Consider the following 25,392-nt stretch of genomic DNA (forward strand, 5'->3'; position numbering starts at 1 on the left):
AATGCCAGACTATTGCTGTCGAATTTGAAAGGTAAACTCCTAACCGAGCTTTATATAACCTGTCTCTCAGGTATCAGCACGCGTCATGTCGAGGAAAAAACTGCATCCTCCTCATGATGAGAAATGCTAAATTTCGGTTTTTCGCCGCCCCCGCATGAGAACGCCCAGCACGACGTCTCACCGCATTAATACTCGCTCAATGAGGGAAATATGTTGCAACCGAAGATGAGCCGCACCGTACCATTGAGCGCACCAATACTGCTGTTACTAGCGATACTAGTGGCATGTTCCAAGCAAGACGATGAATCGGCTCCCACCACAGATCCACAAACCACACCCACTGTTCAAGGGACAACATCACAATCACAAAACATGGCGATGGATCAGTTACACGAGGCCGCGACTCAAGCACTACGCGATAATCGCATGTACGCACCAGCCGGCAACAACGCGGTAGAGTACTACTTGGCACTCCGTGAAAAGCAACCACAAGACCCCATCGTCAACAGCGCATTGACCGATTTATTGCCGTACACACTGATCGCCGCAGAACAGAGCATTAACCGAAAAGACTTCACTGAAGCCAGACGCTTGGTTGATCTGATCGAAAAGGTGGATCCCAACGCACCAGCGTTCCCACGTCTGAAGCAGGCGGTCATGGGCAAGATGCATACAAAGAAATCAGAATCGCAGGAAATCGGGGAAAATAATTACAAGAAGCAAACTAGTCAGCAAACACGCGAAAGCGTAGCTGAACAACGTGAAAGAGTGCATCAGGAAATAACCGAATTCGAACGCCCAGCCCCAACCAAACGTGAGGTTGAGCAACACACCACTCAAATTGGTGCGCCAGTGGCGGTACCGATACTGATACCGCCTTCGACGACAACACAAGGACCCACAACGGCACCAGTATCCACAACAGCACAAACACCTCCAACATCTATAACTGCACCTGCAACAGCACCTGCAACAGCACAGGGACCTGCACTAACACCAATACCGGTGAGGGCACCTGTAGTAGCAACCCTACACGCGATCAGTACACCAGCACCAAGCTATCCGACAGAGGCACTACGCGCCGGTATCTCGGGGGAAGTGGTGGTGGAAATCAAAGTAGGCACTGACGGCTCGGTCACTAATGCAAGGGTAGTGCAGTCCACACCACCTCGCGTATTCGATCGAGAGGCGCTGCATACGGTCAAAAGCTGGAAATTCGAGCCAGTTAAGGCCATGGTCACGACGCGCCGTACACTATCCTTTACCCCAGGCAACTGAAAGATTTGGCTTGGAATACTTTCCAGACCATGTAAAGGTTCGTAGCAGCGTTTGCATGCAACACGTAACAGATATGGCTCTTTCCTCCCACGGCACGCTTAATCGGAAATTGCTAGTTGCTCCTGATAGTAACGGCGTACTGCTGCCCACCATAGCAGTAGGGCCAAGCCAAAACCCATGGTTAGGTAAATCACCCATACCTCGATCCCAACCACTTCATTCCTGATCACTTTCTGCAATAACTGGTTTTGTGCCAAGAATGGAACCGCGAATTGCCATAGCTGACTTTTCAGTGGATAAGCCATCATGGCGTAGCTGGGCAGCATCGGTAGCAATAGTAACCATGCCATATGGGCTTGGGCTTCTTTCACGCTTTTAGCGGCAGCAGCCAAGAGGGTTAACAGCGCAGTCCCGATGAACAGCATCGGCAGAAGGATAAATAGCATCTGTAACATCGGTATTAACCCGACATTGAGCTGCTGACTAATATCGGCACTTGACAGCTGGGCGCTTAATTTAAATGCCAGCAACGTCAGTAGTAACGAGAGCAAACTAACTGTGCACGCTGCAGCAATCTTGCCACTGACAATGACGCAACGTGACACAGGTGTCGTTAACAGAGGCTCCAGAGACTGCCGCTCACGTTCACCGGCAGTGGCATCTAAAACCAACGAAGCACCGCCAATAAACGATGTAATGATCAACAACACCGGAAGTATGACCGACATCAACAGAGCACGTTTGGCATCGGGCGTTGCCAAATCTCGCATGCTTATTTCGATCGGGCGCGCCACTTGAGGATCGATACCCCTTGCCAGCAACCGCAGTATGCCAACCTGCTGACTGTAAGCATTCAAAGCCGACCTCAACCGTGTCGCGGGGATTTCGGCATCACGACGCGTAGTATCGTACAAAATCTCCACCAGGGCCGGACGTCCTTCGCGCCAAGCATCGGCATAGCTCGGATCAATACGCAACGCAATGTCAATCCGCTGTGTGTGAATCGCCGTGACCACATCACCCGAAGGGGCAACTGCATTCAGCCCCTGAGCTGCAAGAAACTTTACCAAGGTAGGTGCGTACTCGCGCCCGATCGTAGGCACATCCAGTAACTGATCAATTTGAGTCTTGATCCGCGATTCGCTAAGCATCCCCATACCGAGGATAAGCAAAGGATACAGCAGCGGTGTAAGCAGCAGCGACAGAGCAAGGGTACGTCGATCACGCAAGACGTCCCGCAACTCCTTGCGCATCACTGTCCATAAGGTAGGAAACGGGCTCATGCATGCAGTCCCTCGTCCGAACCGACCGCATCAACGAATGCATCCTCCAGATTGTCCTTTCCAGTTTGTGCGCGCAGTTCATCGCCACTACCGGCCGCCACTACCTTGCCCTTAGCAATAACAATGATGTGATCACACAACGCTGCCACTTCTTGCATGACATGGCTTGAGAAGATAATACAACGGCCTTCGGCACGTAGCTGGCGGAGAAAATCTCGTAACTTACGTGTGGTCATCACATCCAAGCCATTCGTCGGCTCATCTAAAATGACGTTACGTGGGTCATGCACCAATGCGCGTGCGATTGCGATCTTAGTGCGTTGACCATGGCTGAAGCCTGCAGCCTGACGGTCGAGAATGTCGTCCATATCCAACGCCTTCGACAGTATGGAGACACGCTCGGCGATGTATATACGCGACAAGCCATGCAGTTCACCGAAATAGGCAATGTTCTCGCGCGCAGTCAAGCGCTTATAAACACCACATGCATCTGGCAATACACCAAGTCCACGACGAACCGTCATCGGATCGCTCGCCGCATCCACGCCGTCCACGCTGATGCAGCCCTGATCTGGGACCAATAACGTATAGAGCATGCGCAACGTCGTCGTCTTTCCCGCGCCGTTGGGACCGAGCAACCCCATGATTCGACCATCTGGGGCGTGGAAACTGACGTCCTTTACCGCCTTGACCAGCCCTCCCTTGGTCTTGAAAGACTTATAAAGATGTTCAGCGGTAATCATGGTTCCCACCCGTTGAACGAGGTGAATACTGGCACGTTACCGAGATGCTGCACACAGCCTGCATCAAGCGAAGCAGCATCAGCACGATCGATAAACTGGCCAATCAACTTGGAGACACATCCCAAGCGGATGGTGCCATGGCCCTGGCCAGGTGCAACGATGTGACGACCGTAACGCAAGCCTTTAAGCAACTTTTCGGCGTAATTTGGTGGCGTCACAGGATCACGCTCACCTGATAGTAGCAACGTCGGGAGGTCGGAAACGAACGGCATCATGAAGTCAGCCGGACGGATACCAGTGGGCCAAACCTTGCAGGGGGCAAAAAACATCTGTGCAACCTTTGATCCAAGCAGGGTGCCTCCAACATTGGCAGTGGTTACGTAGCGGTCCGCATCCTCAGCACAAATCACAGACCACTGCAACGCACGGTTCACCTGATCATCCATGTCACGCTTAACAAGCTGAAACAGCGACATTAGCGGTGTGTAATGCCCTGAAGCGGCCTCGTTCAGGATCAATGGCAACAATGCAGCCAACTCTGGTACATATGAGAGACCAAAGGCCAAGCTAACCACGGTGTCGGCAGTGATACGACCACGGCGCATCTCACCAGTGCCAGGATCACGATATTCCACCTCGCTCCCCTGACGCAGACGCTTCATCAAGGTACGCAGCTGCTGCCGATTGTCGATCGGAAAACGCTTGCTGCAGGATGGATTCTTACGGCACTGTGTATCCTGCAACGCGATTGCATTCTCGAATGTGGTGGAGAATTCACCACCGATCACCAACTCATTCGGAACCACTCCGTCCATAGTCAAGGTACGGGTGTGGGCACGATAACGGCGCGCATATTGCTGCACCACACGGGTGCCGTAAGAGGTGCCGATCAGGTTGATTTTATCCACACTGAGTGCGGTACGTACCATGTCCAAATCGGTGACCGCTTCGGTAGTGGTGTAATAGCGAGGATCAGCACGACCCTGTAACGAAACAGCACAACGCTGTGCAAACGCGGCGTATTGCACTGGTATTGTGGCGTTCTCTGCTTCCGACTCAAGCACCCTACCCTGCGCATCTACACATGCGAGTGGATGCGAACCACCGGTGCCACGCTGATCAACGAAGAAGATGTCGCGCTTTTTACGTACCTCGTTCAGACTTGGCGCCATCGCAGCAACCACTCCAGTCGCTGCTTGACCCGGACCTCCAGCAATGAAAAACACCGGGTCTGGCGCAGGATGACTACCGTTGTCACGCTCCAGCCAAGCAATCTTCAGCGTAATCCTACGTCCTTCAGGTAAAGACGGATTCTCCAGCACCGGTAGTTGCGCGCACAACACCTGGATGTGTCCAGCACCGCGTGCACTCAGTGTGCATGGCTCAAAACGCAAACTTCCGTAGTAGCGGACCAGAGGTTGGATATCTGCAGATGATGACGCTTCAAACAACGAAGTAGCTACACTCCTTGGGCAATAGACAAAAACACTACCCACAGCAAGCACTAGAATCATCCAATATTTCTTCGACATCCGTGTGACTTCTCTTCGTATGATACGTCTATGACCCAAGGTCATAGCCAAGTGTGGTCAATACATAGAATCATTTAATCACAATCATACTTCTTCGATACTGTCACCAAACAATCAAAAGCAGGAAGACTCAAAAAGCTAGCATGGAATTGTATTTGCCGCTCTTTTACCAAATGTGTGGTTTGGAAGGCGAATCCTACAGTCGCTCAATCGGTCCACTCTATCATCAGAGTGGATCAGCATTATGGCGTACTTGCAGATGTGCAGCGCATATCCCGGCATATCGAGTAGCACGTTCGTACAAGTCAAACATGAAACCAGTTATCTGTTCAGCGTAACGCATGCCAGACCTTCAAGCACTCTGTACATCTACCTGACGACACTCTGCCTTGTCTGGCCAACCTCCACGTAGAAACGTGCGATCTTTATCCCTGCATCGGTGCCCTGTCCCCATGGATCGGCATCCCAGACACAGATACACGAAGCGACATTGCTTAAACTACATAACATGACAAGATCGTCGATTTCTTTAGCCATATTCATCTATCAAGCGTTAAAGCTGAATGACCCCATACGCTGTGTTGTATTGGCACTCAATGGTCTTGCTCAACACAGCATACGGAAACCAATACAGAGACTCCTTAAGCCGATAACGGAAACAACGATTTTATTTTCATTAAAAATGTCTGGCTCAACCAATGAGCAGCAGCAAGATCGATGTTCATCATTCATAACGACGGTTGTAGCAGAGACGGCATATCAAGCTGTTTTGCAATAACGAGACATAACTGTAGTGGTGCAGCGGACCATTCATAAACAATCGTCGATGGTATCTGACCATTCGGTTATCTCAGTAGCCTTATAGGGCTAGCAATTGATGTCAGTTCCAGTTGTTCAGTGTTCACCACATTTCGTAAAAAATCCCTTTAGCGATCTCAATAAACAACCGTGCAATGCCGATAGAACAAAAAATTGACTCCAAGATCAACGGGATATGAAATTTATCTAAGTCTGATTTGTGGAACAGGAAAAAGCGGCTGTAGAATCCAGCCAGTCACAAGTTATTGATTACTCGGGATGGCCATAATGAAGCAACAGGGCTGGTACCGGGGTTTGCGTCTCGTTGCAACTGGATTACTGGGCAGCTTAATGCCCTTCACCCTCAGTTCCACAGATCAGACTCCAGTCGTCGAGCCGCAGTCCTTGCCGCCAATCGCTACTGTAGACGATGCACAAGAGAAAGTGGCACTGCCAACGCACCGTTTCGATATCAAAGCAATCGAATCGATAGCCGAGCAACTTACCTATGGGCAAAAAGTCCCAGGGTTGGCAATGGCAATTGTCCAAGGTGGACATATCCTTAGTATGCGCGGCTATGGAATCAACGATGTCAGCAACCCACAGCCTGTGAATGCACACACCGTTTTCCGTCTTGCTTCACTTTCCAAAGCCTTTGCCAGCGCCATGGCCGGTTTGCTTGTCAACGACGGCATCCTAAGCTGGGATAGCAAGGTTGTGGATTACGTCCCCGGCTTCCACCTCAGCAACCCAACCGCCACCCGCAAGTTGACTGTCGCCGATGTGCTCAGCCATCGCGTCGGCCTAAGTCGCAATGCCTATGACGGCGAAATCGAATCAAATGCCGACTATTATTCACTGAATCGCAAGCTGGCTTATGCACCGCTGATCTGCGCCCCAGGTGATTGCTATTCCTACCAAAACGTGGCCTTCAGCCTTATCGGCGACGTGGTGTTTGCTGCCTCAGGCAATTTTTATGAGCAAGCGGTGGAACGCCGTATCTTTAAGCCACTGGGCATGAATGACGCCAGCCTTGGATTGGCTGGAATTCAGTCCAGTCAAAGTTGGGCACGACCACACACACACGGCAAAAGGGGATGGAACCCCGTCATGGTCAAACAGACTTACTACCACTTGGCACCGGCAGCAGGCGTTAACGCCAGTGCTAGCGATATGGCTCAATGGCTACTGGCACAAACAGGGCATCGACCGGAGGTGCTACCCGCACCATTGCTAGTCACACTACACACACCACTTATCAGCACACCAAGTGAAGTCCGCCCAGGCTGGCGCCGAGAACGTTTATTGTCAGCAAGCTACGCATTGGGCTGGCGCGTGTTCAACTACGATAAACACCAAATCGTGTTCCACGCTGGTGCGGTACAAGGCTATCGTGGTTTAGTCGCATTAGTACCAGAACGCGATTTTGGGGTAGCCATTTTATGGAATGGTGAAACCGGACTACCTTCCGGACTACTACTCACCATCCTAGACCGCGCACTCGGATTGCGGGGACAACACCGCCTGGACATCGAAGCCGATAGCGACTTCAGCAGCGAAAACATGCTAGCCAAGAAAACGGACGAATCGAATCCCCACAACGCTTTGGAAAACAAGCCACCACCGCGTTAGTTCCCCCTCCTTTAGTTACATCTACATCAGAGCGTTTTGCTGGTAGACAGTATGCCAAGAGTGTCAGATCTGGGCTGGTCGGAGCGTGATTTCGTCACGATTTCTCAGCACCAGAAGTGCTTGCAAGTTACCATCTCCTATATCGTGGCAAGAGCGGTGTTTTGGAACATATGCTGGATAGCACGAGTGTCAAGATGCCCGGTGAGCAGGAATGGAAAATGAAGAAGCATGATGCTGACTACTGTCGTCAGTGGCACAAGGTAGGTCTGGGATTTGACGCCCGTATCATGGAAATACGGGCCATTAAGGTCACCAGCAAAGGTGTGGGTGATCCACCGATTCGGTCGAAGCTGGCCAGGCCAGATGGCCTCGGCCATCACCATTGCCACGTAGCTGATTGAGAGGCTGACGACACCAAGATTTGCCATGCGGCCAGCAGCTATTGGGCGGCTCTGCACCTAATCCCTGTTACCATCACCACATCATAAATCCGCCCTTGATTGTCGATGTCTGACCTTCGCATGTATAGCACCACTGTTGCAGGATCAGCTAAAAACATGCTGCCAACACGCCTTCAAAACGATTAGGAGCTGGCCCTGAATCACAGGGACATCATTTCACTGTCAGCAACCATATCGATAGATTCAGCAAAACTTGCAATCTGAGGGAACCACAACAAACCTACCCCCAGATTTAGCTCTCAGCTCTTCAGAATCATTGATGCAGAAGGCCATTCGCTTCGTTATTTAAAGAGCGGCTGTACTCAAGCTACCAGTGCCAAGCGCGCGTCTTGCCCAGGTCCGACGCGGACATACGACACAATGACACCGTGTGCATCTAGCACTGCACAGAACTGCCGCTGTCGCGCCAGGAACTGCTGGTAAAGCACGGATAACCGCTCACATTCACTGCAATCTTGCTGGTAATACGCACACCAGCTGACCAGATCGAACAATGCCATTCGCACCTCACCGCTGATATAACGCAACAAGGGCTGTGGCGGTGCGTCTAACCACTCCTCAGTTCGCGGGGCCAGTAATGCCGCCTCTAAAAGCGGCCACAGTATCCCAAGGCCCTGGTTGTCATACTGTATTGACATCATCGCAACCAAATCATGGACCGTCATATAACGTGCATGTTCGATCTGTGCACTAAACACAGCCTGCGCCAACAAAGCGGTATTAGCCTGGACCATTCCCTGGGTCAGCAGCACCTCTTCCAAAACTTCAGCCACTGCATCAACCTGCTCGGGCACACCGCTGAGCAAAAACGGCAGCACACGCAGCCGCCCGCCATTCAAAGTAGAGTCGGCTCTGAACGGCAACGGTACTTCTCCGTTTACGTTAGCGCCGAAGGCCAACACACGCGGTCCTTGATGACATCGGGGTACTTGCGTCTGTAACTCTTCAAGATACCGATGCAGCGGCCACCCCGGACGCAATACCTCAGCCGGGTCAAAATGCGCCGCAGCGAAACTCAGTTCTAGAGCACTTACCTGCGGCACCCACTGCGCAAGGTCGCAGCCGACATGCTCAGCCAGCACCCCAGCCTGATCGGGTCGCAACGCCGCGTGAGCGGGCACAGTATCCCCGGCCAGTTCCAGCACCAATACCCCCATTGCGGAAGCTACGGGTTCAGTTCTGCTTATCATGCACGGTTGGTCTACCCATGAGTGGAAGCTACACCGCGGGGATTATGCCTGATGCCTGTACGTCCCCAGAGTCCCCCGATACCCACAGCAGCACGCGCCGTTGCCATCCTCGGTGGTGTACGCACTCCATATCTGCCGTCAAAACACGGCTTACACGGACAGTTGAACGCTTCTAGCTGGATGGTCAATGGTCAAACGTTGGGTGAAGTAACAATGGGAGCAGCAATCACACACTCCTCGGACTGGCACTTAGCATAGGAAGCCACACTGTCCTCTGGCTTGTCGTCACTGTCCCCTCGCATCACTCTGCAACGAGCATGCAGTACCAGCCTGGATTCAATCATTACTATTGCCAACTAAGATCACCCTGAGGCAGTCGAATCGAGGATCGACGGTCACTCGAACACTACCTCCGTTGTGCCTATCAGCTATAGCAAGAAAATGGGTACACGTCTTCTGGCAACCCATCGACTTAAACACACAGGCGAAAAAGCGATGGTACTCACACAGAGCTTCAAATTCTTCGCACTCAAGCCCGAGTTCCCGAACATAGTCGAATCACAACCGGTCAAAAGCATGTGGGATCACTGCGGAAACATGGACAAACAATGGCACACCGCACGCGAAACACAGGACACATGGACGGTCACATCACACCATAAGCTGGCCATTGCTTACGCGCGCGGTTTCTTCCCCGTGGTGTTGGCCACGATAACACCCTGCTCCTTAATACCTCGATTGAGAAACTTATCACGCTAAAATGCGTCTTCGATAAAACTTTTGGTCGCAGCACCTTGACTGCCGTCAATTTAAGTCCACTCACCGATGGCGTCGCTCCAGTGATTGCGCAGCGATGCGCGTACCAGCGCCCACAGCCATAGCACACCGCACTTAGGAGAGCAGCGATGACTGCTGTAACCGTTTAGGGCTTGATCCACCATTGGGACAGATCAATCCTGAAAAAAATCAATCTGCTTGGCTCCTCTCGGACCACCAGGCACCCCTTCACTGGCACTGGTGCGCAATCGTTGCCACTGCGGCAAAAGCACTGTAAGAGCGCGGCAACGATCACACATACATCTCGATCTGTACTGCCGGTGGTATAGGCGTAATTGCCATCATCGAACGCTAAACCGTACCGATTGCTCGTAGCTGCACGAAACCTCAGGACAAACCGCAATACAAATATTCATGCAGTTGGATCAACGATGTCCACATAAAATTCCGAGAAAAAAACAAATCTCACACTTTAATCATCATGTCTCCGATCTCGCGCGACTCCACGCTGCAGGGAGGCTCCATCTCAAGTGATCGCCTTGCTGCTGAGAGACCGCACAAGTGACCATTCCACCTGGCAATTCCCCTTGGATTCCAGGCTGTACCTGCTCATTCTGTTTGGGAGCCTGATCTACACGATCATCATCAATTATGTCTGATATATGGACAACAACAACGCTGAAAATTCATTACATTAAAAGCTGTTTCGATTGATATCTACAGATGCTTCATGACAGTATGTTGAATCGCGGAAAGCTGTTGCAGGTCATTTCAAAACATGATCCAAGACACACAATTATCATGCAAAAAGAACTTTTACTTACTAAATGAAATCCCACAACGCTGCTGACAAATCAATATCGATGTAGATGATCTTCCAACTGACCAACCACCCGGGACAACTCCTCGCCCAATCTGTCGAGGAATACCTGTATCACAATGGTTAAGCAACTACCTCAGCATTTCTACCATTGAAGATCATCGGCAAACAATTTCCCTAGAAGCCAAATGAGCGGGTCTCCAATACTAATGCGTCCGGTACTGTGACAACCGTTGCATCACCTTATGAAAACGTTCCATCACATTGGTGAATCAGCAGTCAAAGCACGATTGCCAAGATCAAACGCAATGCACAAATAATGTTCGCTATTGGATGAACTCATGAATGTCAGTCAACACGTTACCAACAGAGTGATACTGATCCCGATGAAGTAATCAAACGAATTGCTAAACGCCCAACCGCCAGCACAATGAGAAGGAACCCTACGACGATGCTCATCGGATCACTCCAACGATGTCCTCGGTTTGAATGACACGATACTCAACCAAAAACTTGGAATGATACTGGCCGTTCTGGCAATCACTTTAAAAGATATCCCACTATTCCGCCCCGCAAGTTGATCAACACTGGAGAGAGGCCCAGGACAACGGAAATACTGTCAAATGTGTGATGGTGTCGAATACAGTTGACCGCTTCCAATACTTATAAACATGATCATTCAATCATTCGAATCAGCAGCTGATACAAGCGTATGGTTAAATCTCACGATGACCCACGATACCTCTCAATCCCCTGTCCCAAACCGTACCACAGGGACCCGCAGCAACCGACTCACCGCTGACAACTGGATCCAAGCTGCACTAGATCTGATAGCCGAACAGGGCATCGACGCCGTCGCAGTCGAGCCACTTGCACGCCACCTCGGAGTGACCAAGGGTAGTTTTTACTGGCATTTCCCATCACGTGACGCCCTACTGCAAGCAGCACTGGAACGCTGGGAAACAATCGAACAAGAACAGGTGTTCAACAGCCTTAAAGACGTAACAGATCCCACTGCACGACTACGCGCATTGTTCCAACTGGTCGCCCATCAGATCAAGCCTCATGCCATCTATAATAAACTCCTCAAAACATTGGACCACCCATCAGTACGTCCAGTGGTCGATCGCGTCTCACGGCGTTGTCTGGACTATCTGGTTACCTCGTTCCGCCAAGTCGGCATGAGCTATACCCATGCACAACACCGCGCACGCTTAGCCTACACAGCCTATGTCGGATTCCTACAACTGTCGCTGCCACTACAACAACCCAAAGAAGCACGCGAAGAATTCGAAGCGTATGTTGAACACATCATCCAGACATTGATCCCCTACAATATTGGCTAATTGATTGATAAAAAAAGATGTGATTTATAGCGTTAGCATCTGTGCTTATAAAACAGCCGATACAATCTTCCGAACAGCAATATAAAGATAGCAAGATATCCTCTTGGTGATACCAGCTTGGAATATTTCCACTTTTTTAAAGGCTCTTACATCCCTCAATCCTGGAAAATTGGATCTCCATACAATTAATTGCAAGTATCTTGACTTGAATGATATTGGAATGACAGAAACTCGACAAAGCATTTTTTAGTAAAACAAGATTTTCATTTTCGATTGATATTCCACCAAAGATGTTGACGCATGTCTTATTAGGCAAACAATTATGGTCTACACAATAATAAGTAATGAAGTGTGAAAGCAGGTCGAAGGGGAGATGCATAATAAAGCAGTTAACCACCACTGACTTCTCCAGACAATGCAATGTACGTATACATCTTAAGTAGGTCGATTTTCATAGAAAATATCGTCCTTAGCACACCATGTACACGTCACGTTTCCCAATAATGGCAAAACGTCGTCGAGACGCACCTCCGACTTGCCACGGCAAACCAAACGGACATTCAACACGTCACGATCAACTGAACAATTGTGGAAGCAGGCCAGCATACAACTGGGATATCAAAACCGACTGAGCATTAACGTGCTTCTGGTCATCGACATTTCGGATAAGTCATTGTGATTTGCTCACCGCAGTACCGTCCTCAGGACATTTGGTATGCACAGAATCTCGCGACCCACCACCTGAAAAACCCTCATTGCCAACAAGAGTCAAGGCTCCACCGTCGGGGGATATATCACACGCACCATGTGATCGAACATTTATGAAACCACATCAAGCATTTTCTTAAAATCTTCATGAATGACGGCAACCGCGTTAACAGCGATCTTATATTCGCTTCACTTTCTTGTGGTTTTAAACCTATGAATGAAAATGTAAACACAACGTGGATTTCATCGTAATCAATGTACGAATCACATCAGACTTTAGCTTGGAACTGACCGAGCAATTGAATACAGAAATAACAAATGAAAGCGTGAAGACACTTGGCATATCCGATAAGACGTGCGCTCGAACGAAGTTCATCACACCATCCAGTGAGCGGATGAACAGATAGCCATGAAAAAAGCGACTTACATAAAAATCCGACTGATAAGGTCAACAATACTTCGGTATCTAGCGTGATCATCTCCTGAGTCATCCGTGACAACGCATCATGGATCATCTCTTGCTCTGAGACAACATTGACATCCAGTCACACTGCAGCAATGGACCAACGGTCAAACGGCAATGAGCAATGAGAAATGAGCAACGATTCAATAGAGCGATACGATTGACCCAGACGGACCGTGAAACGAAAATATCTATGTATCGCGATATAGACACATTTATGGACTTGGAAGACTGGTCGTCACGCATCAAGGTCTTCGCCGACGCCACCCGCGTCCGCCTGCTGACGCTCCTGGAACAAGAAGAATTGACTGTCGCCGAATTGTCAGCAATCACGCGACTGGCACAACCACGTGTCTCTACTCACTTGGCCAAACTTAAAGAGGCCGGTTTGGTCCGTGACCGCCGCGCGGGTGTATCCGCTTACTACCGCTTTGAAGAGTCTACGTTGGATGCAGCCCAACGCGCACTTTGGTATGCCTTAAGCACAGGCAGCAATGATCCACTGTTACGCCAAGACGCTGAAGGAGTCGCGAACGTGTTGGCAATGCGCGCCGCAGAACAAAACTGGGCCGATTCTGTCGCTGGCGACATGGAGCGCCACTATTCTCCAGGCCGCACCTGGGAAGCGCTGGCACGTACTGCACTGCCGCTGCTAGAAACCGGCGATGTACTGGACATTGCTTCCGGTGACGGCGTATTGGCCAAATTAATGGCACCGCACTCACGCCGTTACGTCTGCATCGATACCAGCGCGCGAGTGGTTGCCACCACAAGTGAGCGGCTGCGTAAGCTCGATAACGTCGAGGTACGCGAAGGTGACATGCACGCCCTGCCATTTTCTGACGCCAGCTTCGACCTGGTCGTACTAATGCATGCCCTCACCTACACGACTCAGCCAGCACAGGCAGTAGCTGAAGGTGCCCGCGTACTACGGAGTGGCGGACGGATGCTGCTTTGCTCACTGGCCAGCCACGAACATCATTCAGTGGTCAATGCCTATGGTCATGTCAATCTGGGTTTCAATGCCAAGGCACTGCGGAAGTTCGTTAAGAAAGCCGGGTTAACAGTCTCCAGCCTGGAGACTGTCACCCGTGAAAAACGTCCACCGCACTTCGAGGTGATCTCTCTGATCGCCCACCGCCCTTGAAAAATATCCAAGCATCATCCCTGCTGTGGTTGTCATCATATCCATCGATACCAGAAACGCTGCTGATCGAATGCTATAAACAGTGTCCAAACTACCACGCACAACACGGCACCAAAATAATTGGATACGTTGAGAATATTGCGGAACGTAAACAATCTATCGTTCTGTTTTTCGTGCAATTCGGATACTCAATACATTGACTCATTTCCAACAGCTTGAGAACCCACTTTAGCTACCTGACACCGCCACACACCTAGTGCTCAAAAACAACATGGCTTCCGACTCACGGGTACCGGCGTTACGAATCCAATGCTGATCAATGACACCAACAAGCATTTTCACCACTCTCCCAACATAGATGCAGAATCGCTCAAGGTATGCCTGCGAATGCGGAAATGGTTTCTGTCGCCCATCAGTAAAATCGCGTCCATATGACTGCTTACCAACCACCATTGTGACCAGAACTGTGTTCCTGACAACGTCATAGTCACCAGAATGGCACGAGGAACACTGGACAACAGCGCCTCAAGAACCTACGGAGATTTTCATTGAAAGTCATTGACACACCGATCCAACAAGTGGAACCAAGCCCCCCGTCCTTGCACAGATATTCCTGCATAGAAGAGACATCCAAAAAAGGAGCGCAAACAAGCCAACAACTACACCTGACAAATGTTGCTCTGCTCTTAAAATGACAGTGTTAACCTCACTTCGCCAAGACGACGTTGAGCACCTCATGACAAGCCCCCATCGTGTGATAATCGGTCTTGCCAGCCGGGCTCTTCTCGTCGCTGTACTTGCGATTGTCGGCATCAAGGATGCGATACCAAGCACCATAGCGATGATCAATCATGTGCTGCCAAGCATACGCCCACAATCTGTCGTACCACTGCCAGTAACGCGCTTCACCGGTACGCGTGGCCAACAACGCAGCAGCAGCTAACGACTCAGCCTGCACCCAGAAATACTTATCGTCATCGCAGATCGTACCGTCCGGAGCAAACCCATAACACAAGCCCCCACGTACAGCATCCCACGAACGCGCCACCGCAACATCAAATAAGTGCCGCGCCATCGAAACCAACCACTCAACCTGGGTATAGCGATCCAAGATCACCAGCAACTTAGCCCATTCGGTCTGGTGTCCTGGCTGGAATCCCCATGGACGGAATAAATGCTTGGGATTGTCACGGTTATAATCCCAATCCACTTCCCAGCGCATATTGTAATGCTCCCACACCAAGCCATCCGCTTTAGCCGCCTGACGGCGCGTCATACGATCAGCAAGCCCTAGCGCACGCTCCAGATAACGCTGCTCACCACTGGCCTCATAAGCCGCCAGCATCGCCTCGCACATATGCATGTTGGCATTCTGTCCACGATAACCGGTGAAATGCCACTGCGCATCAGCCTCATCCTTGTACAGGCCATACTCTGCATCCCAAAAATGCTGTTCCAACAGGCGCCACGTTTCATCCATCCATCCCCGCGCCTGCTCGATACCCACCTTCAGTCCGCAAGAATACGCCAGCATCACGAACGCCAGACCGTAGCAATGGTTCGTGTCGTCTTCAACCCGACCGTCGCAAAGCGTCCAAACATAACCACCAGTCACTGCATTGCGATGCACATCGCGCAAGTAAATCAAGCCATGATGGACCACATCCAGATACTCAGCGGTGCCAAATTCCAGATAAGCCATCGCGTAATTAAAAACGAAACGTGTACTACTGACCAAGTGACGATGACCAGCGTTATAGACACTGCCATCGTCGCGAAAATAGTGGAAAAAGCCCCCGGCCGGATCGATACAACGGGGGTGATAAAACGCCATCGTGTCGCTGATGTGGGTGCGTAGGAAATTCGCTGAACGGAAATCTGGAACAGGAGTTGCAGGTAATGGAGTCATGGTTGCTCTTGAATCAAGGAAAGAACCTCAGAAAGCATCGGCATCGCGGTGAAAGCCCCGTGACGTGTCACAGCAAGTGCACCCACTGCAGCAGCAAAACGCAGCGTGCTCGTAATCAACTCGGGAGCGTCGCAGAAATCAGCCAGCGCGGCAGCACCATCAAGCTGCTGTGCAAACTTGTACAACAGGCCTCCAACGAAAGCATCGCCAGCCGCATTACTGTCCTGTACCTGGACACGGAATGTCGGTACCTGACCGACTCGGGTACGCGTGTACCAATGCACCGGACCACCTGCATCAGTCACCAACAGTAACTGTGCCCTGCCCTGCCACAATCGCTGAATGACCGCATTGGCATCAGCAACGAGCGTACTTGCTAAGTAATCTAGTTCTTCACGCGAGAGCTTGACCACATCAGCTAAAGACAAACCTTCCCACAGCCGCGATGCCGGATTCTCCCCATCCGGCCATAGCATCGGACGCAAGTTAAGGTCAAAGCTGACGATTGCTCCGGCGACCTGTGCACGCCGCATCCCTTCGAAAGTAACCTCGGCAATGTCTGTATCAGTCATGCTGTTGGAACACACATGGAATATCAGTGCAGCAGAAAAACTCGCATCTTGAAAATGCTCAGCGCGGAATAATAAGTCAGCCGCTGGCGGCCTATAAAAACTGAAGCTACGTTCGCCATGCGTATCCAGCGCCACGAAGGCCAACGCAGTCTTCGCCGCGCCAGTACGGACAATGCCATCAGTCGCCACACCTGCCTTCGCCAAGCTATCAAATAAAAAGTCACCAAACATGTCGGTGCCAAGCATGCCAAGAAACTGTACCGCTCCTCCTAACTTAGCAACCGCAACCGCAACGTTAGCCGGTGCACCACCGGCGAATTGCAGAAAAGCACACGGCACATCCGCAATTTCCGGGGACTGCGCCAACATATCGATCAATGCTTCACCGAAACAAAGAATGGTGTTCTTTTTGGACATAGGAGTAGACCCGACGACACTCACGACCGACTCTCAGCCAGCACACCACGGATACGCGAACCCCATATCCCGTAGAACACGATGTAGAGATAGCAAAACAGCGGCAGCAAGAACGACACCTGCAAACCAACATGATCGGCCAACATGCCCTGCAAGTACGGCACCACCGCACCACCAACGATAGCCATAATCATCAAACTCGAGGCACGTCCCGTCAGCGACCCAAGACGCTCAATGCCCAAAGTAAAAATGGTTGGAAACATGATCGAGTTGAATAAACCGATAGCGACCAGCGTATATACCACCGTCATGCCGCTCATCGCTACGCTGGCACCAAGAATCCCTGCATTGATCAACGCAAACAACGCCAACAACCTACGTGGCTGGAACAACGCCAGCAAGGCAGAACCAGCGAAGCGGCCAACCATCGCCAATGTCCAGTAAACACTGACGTAGTGCGTAGCCTGCTGTTCGCTAAAACCACCAATGTGCGGCATCGAGAAGTAACTGACCATCAAGCTACCAATGGCCACCTCTGCACCGACATAACAAAAGATCGCCAATACACCAAACATCACGTGTGGATAACGCAATGCCTCAGCAAAAGTGTAGTGATGCCCCTGATCGTTTTGTTCGATAGATTCCTTTAAGGTGGGCAACCGGAACAGAAATACCATCACAGCCAACAGTGCCAGCACCAAAGTCAGCGCGAGGTAAGGCCCTTGCACTGATTGCGCTTCCTGAGCCCGATAGGCCAATTGCTCAACCGGAGACAACGTATTCAATTGATCTGCACTCTTCACCTTACTAGACAGAATCAGCCAGCCACCGAACAGCGGAGCGATTGCAGTCCCTAACGAATTAAACGCCTGAGCTAATGTCAACCTGGCAGACGCCGTACGCTGCGAACCCAGCAAAGAAACGAACGGATTAGCAGCGACTTGCAACACAGTGATACCAGTGGCCAGTACAAACAACGCACTGAGGAATGCCCCATACACACGCATTTCTGCTGCCGGCCAAAAACCGAACGTACCGATCGCAGCGATCAGCAAACCAGCAACGATGCCATTCTTGTAACCCAGCCGCGCCACTAGGTACTCAGCCGGTAATGACATCAAAAAATAAGCACCAAAGAAAGTGAACTGCACTAACATTGCTTGCGCAAAATTAAGCTCGAACACCGCCTTCAGGTGTGGGATCAAAATATCGTTGAGGCATGTCAAAAATCCCCACATAAAAAAAATCGTAGTAGCCACCACCATGGCAACATTGTTATTGACAGTCTTATTGGAAGTCATTGAGTGAAAGTAAGCTGGGGAGAAAGAGAGAAAAAGCACTCATGCGCTACAAACAGAGTGGACACACTGCTTAGGAAGTCAATCGACAACGACCGGCAACCGAAATACACGTTGCTCTGTAGAACATTCGGCTCGCACACGATAAAACAGCGGCAAACGCCACTTCCAGTACAACAGCCAACACCTATAGTCACTGCGTCTTCCGGTCTGCATATCAATGCAGCTCTATCGCAATCGAGACATGCCGTGATATGCATCCCATTATCTCCGGATGACCGGTGCCGACGAATGCAGACACAATACCAACTGAATCTCAGCCAGCACACGGATATCACCGACACGACGTTGGTAATAGGCAAGAAAATCGACATCGATATCGAAAAAGATACGGCAGGGCAGATAGGAGATGATGGTGTAAACGTCACGCTAATAACTCACCTTGGCATTGCCCCCAAGCCGATACGAAAACAACGACCCGCAAACAGCCACACAGCAAGAACCACACACTGTCATTCGACACATAACACGACCTGGAAGATGGCTGGCACATCATAGGTTCGTTACCCAACCAGAAAACATAAAGGAATCGGGACACCACATCATCACATCCGGCGCTATCAGCATGTCATCACTCTCATCAGGCCGATCACCCATCTGCTTTATATGACACACTGCACTATCTCCACCATTAAGATGTATTGACACCGAAACAACACCCGATGGAGACATTCGCACCGTTTTCTCTGAAACCTCAACACAGCCATGTGTCTATCGCTCATTCGAGATCACCGATCCCATGCGGTACATGAGGAGAATGGTTACACAGATGGGCGCCTCCCAAGGACTTAAGGAACTTACATACCGTCTCGCTTCTAAGCAACGGTACTTACAACATCTTTTTCCCAACAGGCATCACAATATGCACATCACGTGCATCAAGCAGACACAGCAAGAGCAGCGTCAAAACAACACAACGCTGTATCGCTGTATATGTTGCTGCCTATCTAACAAACACTGCCGCCTGACAATACAAAGCCTCCATCGTCCCAGCAGGGACAACACATCGCTTGGCCGCGCGCACTAGACAAGCTTCTCAATACCACACGCAGTAATGACGCGATCCCAGTGACCCCGTATCTTGGCATGCATACAACTGCCCACCGCATACAGAGGCACCTCCAAACCAACTTACTTTGGCGAGAAGCACTTCAACATCTCCGTATATATCAATGCCCACGAATCACCATAACAATGACTAGGATCCCGCATGGCGTGCCAGCCAATATGCTGGATACACCACATGAGAAACTGAGCATTGAGTATTGATGCGTCTCATCAACTCTCCATACGAAGAGGCTGAGCGACTCATACATATACAATATGGACAAAGGTTCAATGACTGCTGTTACTAAAATTGAACGAGATACAACACAACGTCCTGACGAACAAAGCGAAGACATCCAATGAAATGTGAAATCGTCATTATCTAAACAAGACAATATGAGTTAGTCAAAGTGGGCAAAGCAGCGCATTCGGTCTTAACACCGATTCCACTGAATAAGGAATTCAAAAATATACAACGCTGCGAAACAGTGTCCGCCATCAGACCACCAAGACTGACTTGCCAAGTCATAAGACATGACCGACAGACAATACTCATTGTGAAGTCAGAAACGACGAAAAACACGCCTGAACACCTGTGAAGCCATCAAGGATCTGAAGCATTATCCTTCACGGCATCTTCCGCATCCGTTGCTTGCCTGGATAAAGAAACGGGGTATCCAAAACGTTAAACGTAATACTTACCACACCAAGTCGTCAGGCACTTGGTATTTCGGATCGGCATAGGAATCTCCCTGTTCCGGCACATTCGGATCGATTTTCAATGCAATCGCAGGCGCAAACACCACCTCAACCTGCGCCAGCAACTCCGCAGTCACCAGCAAATAGCGGCCTTTAAGTTGAACCACGCCCAACTCACCCGCATTAAGCGCTTTGAGTTGATCAGCAGTCACGTAGATGCGCTTGATCTTGCCTCCATAAGAAAAATAACGGGCAATATCAGCCTCAGGGTGATTAAGCACCTTATCCTTGACCAACGCTTCAAACCTCGTCTTGGCCTCCCACCGTTGGCGCGCAGCATCCTGCTTCAAGCGTTCGATCTCCATCTGCTCTGCCTTCTCACGCTGGGCTCGGATCGCGTAAGCCTTGGCCAAGTCGATGTCCTCCTGAGAACGCAGCAAACGTCCTTGCGTCCGCTCACCGAAACTTGGCCTGTCGCTGGAACTTGGTTGTGGACGCGCACCATACACACTCCCTGAGTTGCGCGACTTGGCATGCACAGGACGTCCCTTTCCCCCGGGACTGGATTTACTTTCTGGTTTGGGAGATGGCTTGAAACCCAAACCCACCAACTGGTCTCGAAAACTATCGCTCATGATGGCAAGACAAAGGGAATTTAAGAAAAACCGACGATTAATAGTGCGGCGGTGGTTCGTCGATCGGATGCACGTACAGTGTATTGCGTACCTTGCCCAACTCCTCGAGCAGATGACGAATCAACTCAGCATTACGGGTCCCCTTCAAGCAAGTCTCCGCCAACACTTCGCTTATTTCAGCCAACGCCTGTTCTTGGAAAGAGAGACGCGTTTCCAGCTCGATCAAGCGCGCTTCAAACGCACAGTCACACGGTCCCGGTGCTTCTTCATGCATACAACGAACGACCTCGCCCAATCCCATAGTAGGCCAACCCAGCTGCTTCAATCTCCTGCGGATCATAAAGGTTGCGGCCATCAAACACGACAGCATCTCTCAAAGCATCTCGAATGCCAAAAAAATCCGGACTGCGGAATTGTGTCCACTCAGTCACTACAACCAACGCATCGGCTCGTTGCAACGCCGCATACGCGGTTTCACAAAATACCAAATCATCACGTTCACCGAATATCCTACGCGCCTCCTGCATAGCCTCCGGATCATAAGCGCGCACTTGGGCGCCAGCCTCCCACAACTGCATCAACAATCGGCGGCTGGAAGCCTCACGCATATCATCCGTATTAGGTTTGAACGCCAGTCCCCACACTGCGAAGGTTTTTCCAGCCAAGACCATGCTCTCACCGCTAGATCCATAGTGGCGCAGGATGAGTTCAAACAGATGCCCCTTCTGTGCATGATTGACCTCTTCCACCGCGTCAAGCAGTTTCGGCTCCACACCGTATTGCCGTGCAGTACGGGCCAACGCCCTTACATCCTTGGGGAAACACGAACCACCATAGCCAACTCCGGGATAGATAAAGTGCCAACCGATGCGTGGATCAGAACCGATGCCATTACGCACATATTCAATATCAGCCCCGACACGCTCAGCAATATTGGCCATCTCGTTCATAAAACTGATCTTAGTCGCCAACATTGCATTGGCCGCATATTTGGTCAGTTCGGCCGACCGTACGTCCATCTCGACAATACGATCATGGTTACGGTTGAAAGGCGCATACAGGCGACGTATTCGAGCCACTGCATCCGGATTTCTGGCGCCAATGACAATACGATCCGGACGCATACAGTCGGCAACCGCATCACCTTCCTTCAGGAACTCCGGATTGGACATCACCTCAAACTCAAAGTCCACGCCACGTCTATCCATCTCATGCTGGATTGCAGCACGCACCTGATCGGCAGTACCCACCGGCACCGTCGACTTATTGACCACAATCACCGGCCCGTCGATGCACTGGCCGATAGTACGTGCCACCGCTAACACGTACTGCAAGTCAGCAGCACCATCCTCATCCGGCGGTGTACCAACAGCGATAAAAATAATCTCACCATGGGCAATGGCAGCGGCTGCATCGGTAGTAAAGCGCAGTCGGCCAGTTGCATGGTTGGCCTTGACCATCGGCTCCAAGCCAGGCTCATAAATAGGGATAACTCCACGATTGAGACCATCAACCTTCACTTGGTTGATATCAACACAAAACACCTCATTTCCGACTTCAGCAAGGCAAGTTCCTGTGACGAGACCAACATAACCAGTACCGAAAATCGCAACATGCATAGAGATGACTCCTTAGGCGGGGATTAAGGAAGGATACCTAGGAGCTCTACATCAAAGGTCAACGTTGTATCAGGACCAATCGGACCACCCGGAGTCCCTTGCTCGCCATAGGCCAGATGAGGAGCAATCCAAAAACGGTACTTGGAACCGACAGCCATTAACGATACACCTTCGGACCAGCCTTTAATCACTTGGTCCAGGTTGAACTCAACCGGCTGACCACGCTGGTAAGAGCTATCAAACACCTGGCCGTTGAGTAGCTTGCCCTCATAGTTGACACGCACCTTGCTACTTGGGGTCGGGCGTGCGCCGCTACCTTGCCGCAATACCATGTACTGGAGACCCGAAGTGGTGGTGACCACGCCCTTCTCGTTCTTGTTCTTAGATAGAAAAGCCTTGCCATCATCGCGATTTTTTCCGGCAATCACGGCCTGTTTAGAAGCTGCGAACGATTGCATCGTTGTCGCCATTTCCTGTTCATTCATCAACGGTACACGCTTTGCGAAGCGAGTACGCAGTGCCTGCAGAAGGACGGGAAGATCAATATCGTCTTTGATCGCAAGCAGTGACGGACCGATCATATAGCCACCCAGCAATAGACCAACGTTCTCTTTAGATACAGCAGGCACTGTACTACCCGGCGTCTGCTGTTGCCCGGAACGAACAGCCAACACAGCACGGAGCGCCGTATCGGTCGCCTGAGCCACTTCTTCCGAGATCAAAGGCGGCCCTCCTTTGAACGCATTCTCGATGGCACGCTGTAGTGCAGAAACATCAATATCTTGGGCAATCAGCTCGAACAAATGCGCTCTCGCGATGTCCAAACCGATGGCATAACTCACTTTCTCCTTCTCGGTCTTCAACACCGTTTTTTCCTGATTGTTCACAACCGCGGCCAACTGTTGCGACATAGCGGGCAAGGAGGCCGACATTACTGCGACCAGTAGTGACACGACAGCATTGCGCATTTCCATCTTCATTCAGTGCTATTCCTGGAAGGATAAAATCATGAGGTAAGCCGCGACTGCAGCACTACTGCGTAGTGTCTCATGCACATAATGAATAAGCAGCTCAGGCATTCTCAATCTCAAGACCGATTGATACCGTCGTGACGGTAACAGAAATTCGGAGTTGGTCGAAACGGCCGAAATTACCAGACTTTATATAATTGTCGAGCAGTTTCAAATACCGCATTTTGGTTGCAACGGGGCATCACTGGTAGTCGCCCCTCATCGCCAGACCCAGACAATGGGTTGCCCGGATGATTCCTGATAGTTGATGGCCTGCATGGTCCCCAAGAGAATATGTCTTCCATCGCCCGGGATTTCTTACAGGCTTGGTTCTAATGACGGAGACTCCAATAGCAGCGATGGCCGCCGTGGCAATGGTTGATGGCCGAAACCCTCTGGTCTGAAAGTTTCGACCGCATCGGAGCATCACCCCACACGGTTACTGGCGGCCTTGATGGCTCGTATCTCCTATGATGTGGGGGTCAAGCCCCAGACGCACTGTGCTTTACTGACAACAGTAGTCAGCACCGCGCTGCTCCGTTTTCCATGATTCTTCACTGATCCTCTTGACACCCACAACAGTTCCCAAACATCACTTCTGCCACGATAGGATTGGCAGGCTGTAAGTGCTTCTGTCACCGAAAGATCGTGTTGAAATCCCGCTGCGCTCAATTCAGGCTTGGCAATCTCAGCAGACGGTTTGGCCGCCCAACTGCTTTGTGTCGTGGCAGGCCAAGCAAACAATTCAGCGAAAGACAACACTGATGCCGCAAAGACTGCCACAGGGATACAAACCGTTACTGCACGTGTGCCTACTCAGTGGGCTACCGGCACCGGCTTAGCCAACTCACGCTTAATCGCTTCCAGAAGTATTGGATCATCAGGTCGCGTGCGGCTATCAAACTGAGCCACAACCTGGCCGTCACGCGCGATGAGGTACTTATGGAAGTTCCAGCCCGGCGCCACACCAGTCATCTCCGTCAGGCGCTGGTACAGTGGCGTGACCTCATCGCCTGTTACGTGAACCTTCTGAAACATTGGAAACTTAACTCCATAAGTCAGCGTGCAGAATTTCTGAATTTGCTGTTCATCACCGGGCTCCTGCCCCTTGAAGTCGTTGGATGGAAAACCAAGTACAGCAAAGCCAAGTGGCGAAAATCTCTGGTGCAATGCCTCTAATCCTTCGTACTGGGGGGTAAAACCGCATTTGCTGGCAGTATTGACGACCAACAACACCTTGCCACTATAACGACGCTGCAGATTGATAGAGTCTCTACCAGCCAGTGGACGGTAATCCAAATCCAGCAGACTCTTCCCGTCCGCCAATACAACACTCGAAATCAAAGCCAAAGCCAACACAAGAAACCTCAACTTCTTGAGCACGTTCATCTATTCTCCTTCAGAGCAGGCAACATAAATTACGAAATTGCATCGCCACTGGTTGGACATAACAGGCACTTGCGCGCAGGTAATGCGACCATTTCCTACTTTCATCACAAATCACATAGAACCTAGTGTATAAAGGGCGAACTGCAAGTCACTCATCCGACCGTTCACACTGTTATTTCTCCTGCATCGCCTGACCTTCGCAGTCATCAGCTTTAAAATTTCCTCCTGTCAAATCATGGGCATGAACCATCGATTATGAGGCTTCAGGAATGGCACAAGGAAAGTCAAGCGCCCATACCAAGCGCCGAGATCAGCGGAACACCGAAGCACGTCACTGTCAATGCTCTATTTCATTCATTACACAGCTTCTGCTTTCACAGCGTTGATCCATAGCCAATATCACATGGGGCGAGGGTGCTCAAATCCACAGGCAATTGAAAGAACCTGTGATCACCATACTGTCAGAGACACTGACCAAACCGGACGATACTCTGCCCGCGATACCCCAAGTAGCGGACGAATCCCCGCTCAACCCCATCACAGTCTTGCGCACCTGCCA

At 50.7% G+C, this 25,392-nt stretch carries 17 protein-coding genes and 1 pseudogene; 5 read left to right on the forward strand and 13 right to left on the reverse strand.

Annotation, left to right across the window (positions count from 1 at the left end; all coding sequences use genetic code 11):
- Positions 1-210 precede the first annotated feature (210 nt).
- Entirely contained in the window at positions 211-1,278 is a 1,068-nt protein-coding gene (locus PLS229_RS07610) for an energy transducer TonB (protein WP_051482304.1), read from the forward strand.
- A gap of 98 nt (positions 1,279-1,376) precedes the next feature.
- Here the strand turns inward: PLS229_RS07610 and PLS229_RS07615 are convergent, their stop codons facing one another.
- Genes PLS229_RS07615 through PLS229_RS07625 form a run of 3 tightly spaced genes read right to left on the reverse strand, consistent with a single transcriptional unit; the run spans position 1,377 to position 4,836 of the window.
- Positions 1,377-2,561, reverse strand: coding sequence for an ABC transporter permease (locus PLS229_RS07615; protein ID WP_038271134.1), 1,185 nt, complete (start codon positions 2,559-2,561; stop codon positions 1,377-1,379).
- On the reverse strand, positions 2,558-3,304 hold the full coding sequence (locus tag PLS229_RS07620) for an ABC transporter ATP-binding protein (RefSeq protein WP_038271133.1): 747 nt from the start codon (positions 3,302-3,304) through the stop codon (positions 2,558-2,560). Before PLS229_RS07620 ends, PLS229_RS07615 begins: the two co-directional genes overlap by 4 nt.
- Positions 3,301-4,836: an alpha/beta hydrolase gene (locus PLS229_RS07625; protein ID WP_038271132.1), complete on the reverse strand. Its 1,536-nt coding sequence runs from the start codon at positions 4,834-4,836 to the stop codon at positions 3,301-3,303. Before PLS229_RS07625 ends, PLS229_RS07620 begins: the two co-directional genes overlap by 4 nt.
- Positions 4,837-5,922: 1,086 nt before the next feature.
- On the opposite strand from PLS229_RS07625, the gene PLS229_RS07630 reads away from it, so the two are divergent.
- Positions 5,923-7,266, forward strand: coding sequence for a serine hydrolase domain-containing protein (locus PLS229_RS07630; RefSeq protein WP_038271131.1), 1,344 nt, complete (start codon positions 5,923-5,925; stop codon positions 7,264-7,266).
- Positions 7,267-7,403: 137 nt separating this feature from the next.
- Here PLS229_RS07630 and PLS229_RS07635 read toward each other — a convergent pair whose 3' ends face one another.
- Positions 7,404-7,694: a hypothetical protein gene (locus PLS229_RS07635; RefSeq protein ID WP_114867158.1), complete on the reverse strand. Its 291-nt coding sequence runs from the start codon at positions 7,692-7,694 to the stop codon at positions 7,404-7,406.
- Positions 7,695-8,029: 335 nt separating this feature from the next.
- Positions 8,030-8,914: a hypothetical protein gene (locus PLS229_RS07640; RefSeq protein ID WP_171898086.1), complete on the reverse strand. Its 885-nt coding sequence runs from the start codon at positions 8,912-8,914 to the stop codon at positions 8,030-8,032.
- A 54-nt stretch (positions 8,915-8,968) separates the two neighbouring features.
- On the opposite strand from PLS229_RS07640, the pseudogene PLS229_RS07645 reads away from it, so the two are divergent.
- From PLS229_RS07645 to PLS229_RS07655, 3 genes and pseudogenes are all read left to right on the forward strand, one after another.
- Positions 8,969-10,049 (forward strand): annotated as a pseudogene (locus PLS229_RS07645) (thiolase family protein).
- Between the two features lie 1,193 nt (positions 10,050-11,242).
- Positions 11,243-11,860 carry a TetR/AcrR family transcriptional regulator gene (locus PLS229_RS07650; RefSeq protein ID WP_038272558.1) on the forward strand — a complete coding sequence of 206 codons (618 nt, stop codon included), beginning with the start codon at positions 11,243-11,245 and terminating at the stop codon, positions 11,858-11,860.
- A 1,388-nt stretch (positions 11,861-13,248) separates the two neighbouring features.
- Positions 13,249-14,178: an ArsR/SmtB family transcription factor gene (locus tag PLS229_RS07655; protein WP_038272563.1), complete on the forward strand. Its 930-nt coding sequence runs from the start codon at positions 13,249-13,251 to the stop codon at positions 14,176-14,178.
- 706 nt (positions 14,179-14,884) lie between these two features.
- Here the strand turns inward: PLS229_RS07655 and PLS229_RS07660 are convergent.
- From PLS229_RS07660 to PLS229_RS07695, 8 genes are all read right to left on the reverse strand, one after another.
- Positions 14,885-16,087 (reverse strand): AGE family epimerase/isomerase, encoded by a 1,203-nt coding sequence (locus PLS229_RS07660; protein WP_038272553.1) that lies wholly within the window; start codon positions 16,085-16,087, stop codon positions 14,885-14,887.
- A complete protein-coding gene (locus tag PLS229_RS07665) occupies positions 16,084-17,076 on the reverse strand; it encodes a carbohydrate kinase family protein (RefSeq protein WP_038272551.1) in 993 nt (330 codons plus the stop codon). Before PLS229_RS07665 ends, PLS229_RS07660 begins: the two co-directional genes overlap by 4 nt.
- Positions 17,077-17,096: 20 nt before the next feature.
- Positions 17,097-18,377, reverse strand: a complete 1,281-nt coding sequence (gene fucP, locus PLS229_RS07670) for an L-fucose:H+ symporter permease (RefSeq protein WP_038272549.1) — start codon at positions 18,375-18,377, stop codon at positions 17,097-17,099.
- 1,802 nt (positions 18,378-20,179) lie between these two features.
- Positions 20,180-20,815 (reverse strand): DUF2058 domain-containing protein, encoded by a 636-nt coding sequence (locus PLS229_RS07675; RefSeq protein ID WP_038272544.1) that lies wholly within the window; start codon positions 20,813-20,815, stop codon positions 20,180-20,182.
- Between the two features lie 37 nt (positions 20,816-20,852).
- Positions 20,853-21,089, reverse strand: a complete 237-nt coding sequence (locus PLS229_RS07680; protein WP_038272561.1) for a SlyX family protein — start codon at positions 21,087-21,089, stop codon at positions 20,853-20,855.
- A complete protein-coding gene (locus tag PLS229_RS07685; protein WP_038272542.1) occupies positions 21,082-22,434 on the reverse strand; it encodes a UDP-glucose dehydrogenase family protein in 1,353 nt (450 codons plus the stop codon). Before PLS229_RS07685 ends, PLS229_RS07680 begins: the two co-directional genes overlap by 8 nt.
- A 23-nt stretch (positions 22,435-22,457) precedes the next feature.
- Positions 22,458-23,414, reverse strand: coding sequence for an FKBP-type peptidyl-prolyl cis-trans isomerase (locus tag PLS229_RS07690; protein WP_038272539.1), 957 nt, complete (start codon positions 23,412-23,414; stop codon positions 22,458-22,460).
- Positions 23,415-24,260: 846 nt separating this feature from the next.
- Positions 24,261-24,833: a glutathione peroxidase gene (locus tag PLS229_RS07695; protein WP_038272538.1), complete on the reverse strand. Its 573-nt coding sequence runs from the start codon at positions 24,831-24,833 to the stop codon at positions 24,261-24,263.
- Positions 24,834-25,392 lie beyond the last annotated feature (559 nt).

The sequence above is a fragment of the Xylella taiwanensis genome, assembly GCF_013177435.1.
Taxonomy (GTDB): Bacteria; Pseudomonadota; Gammaproteobacteria; order Xanthomonadales; family Xanthomonadaceae; genus Xylella; species Xylella taiwanensis.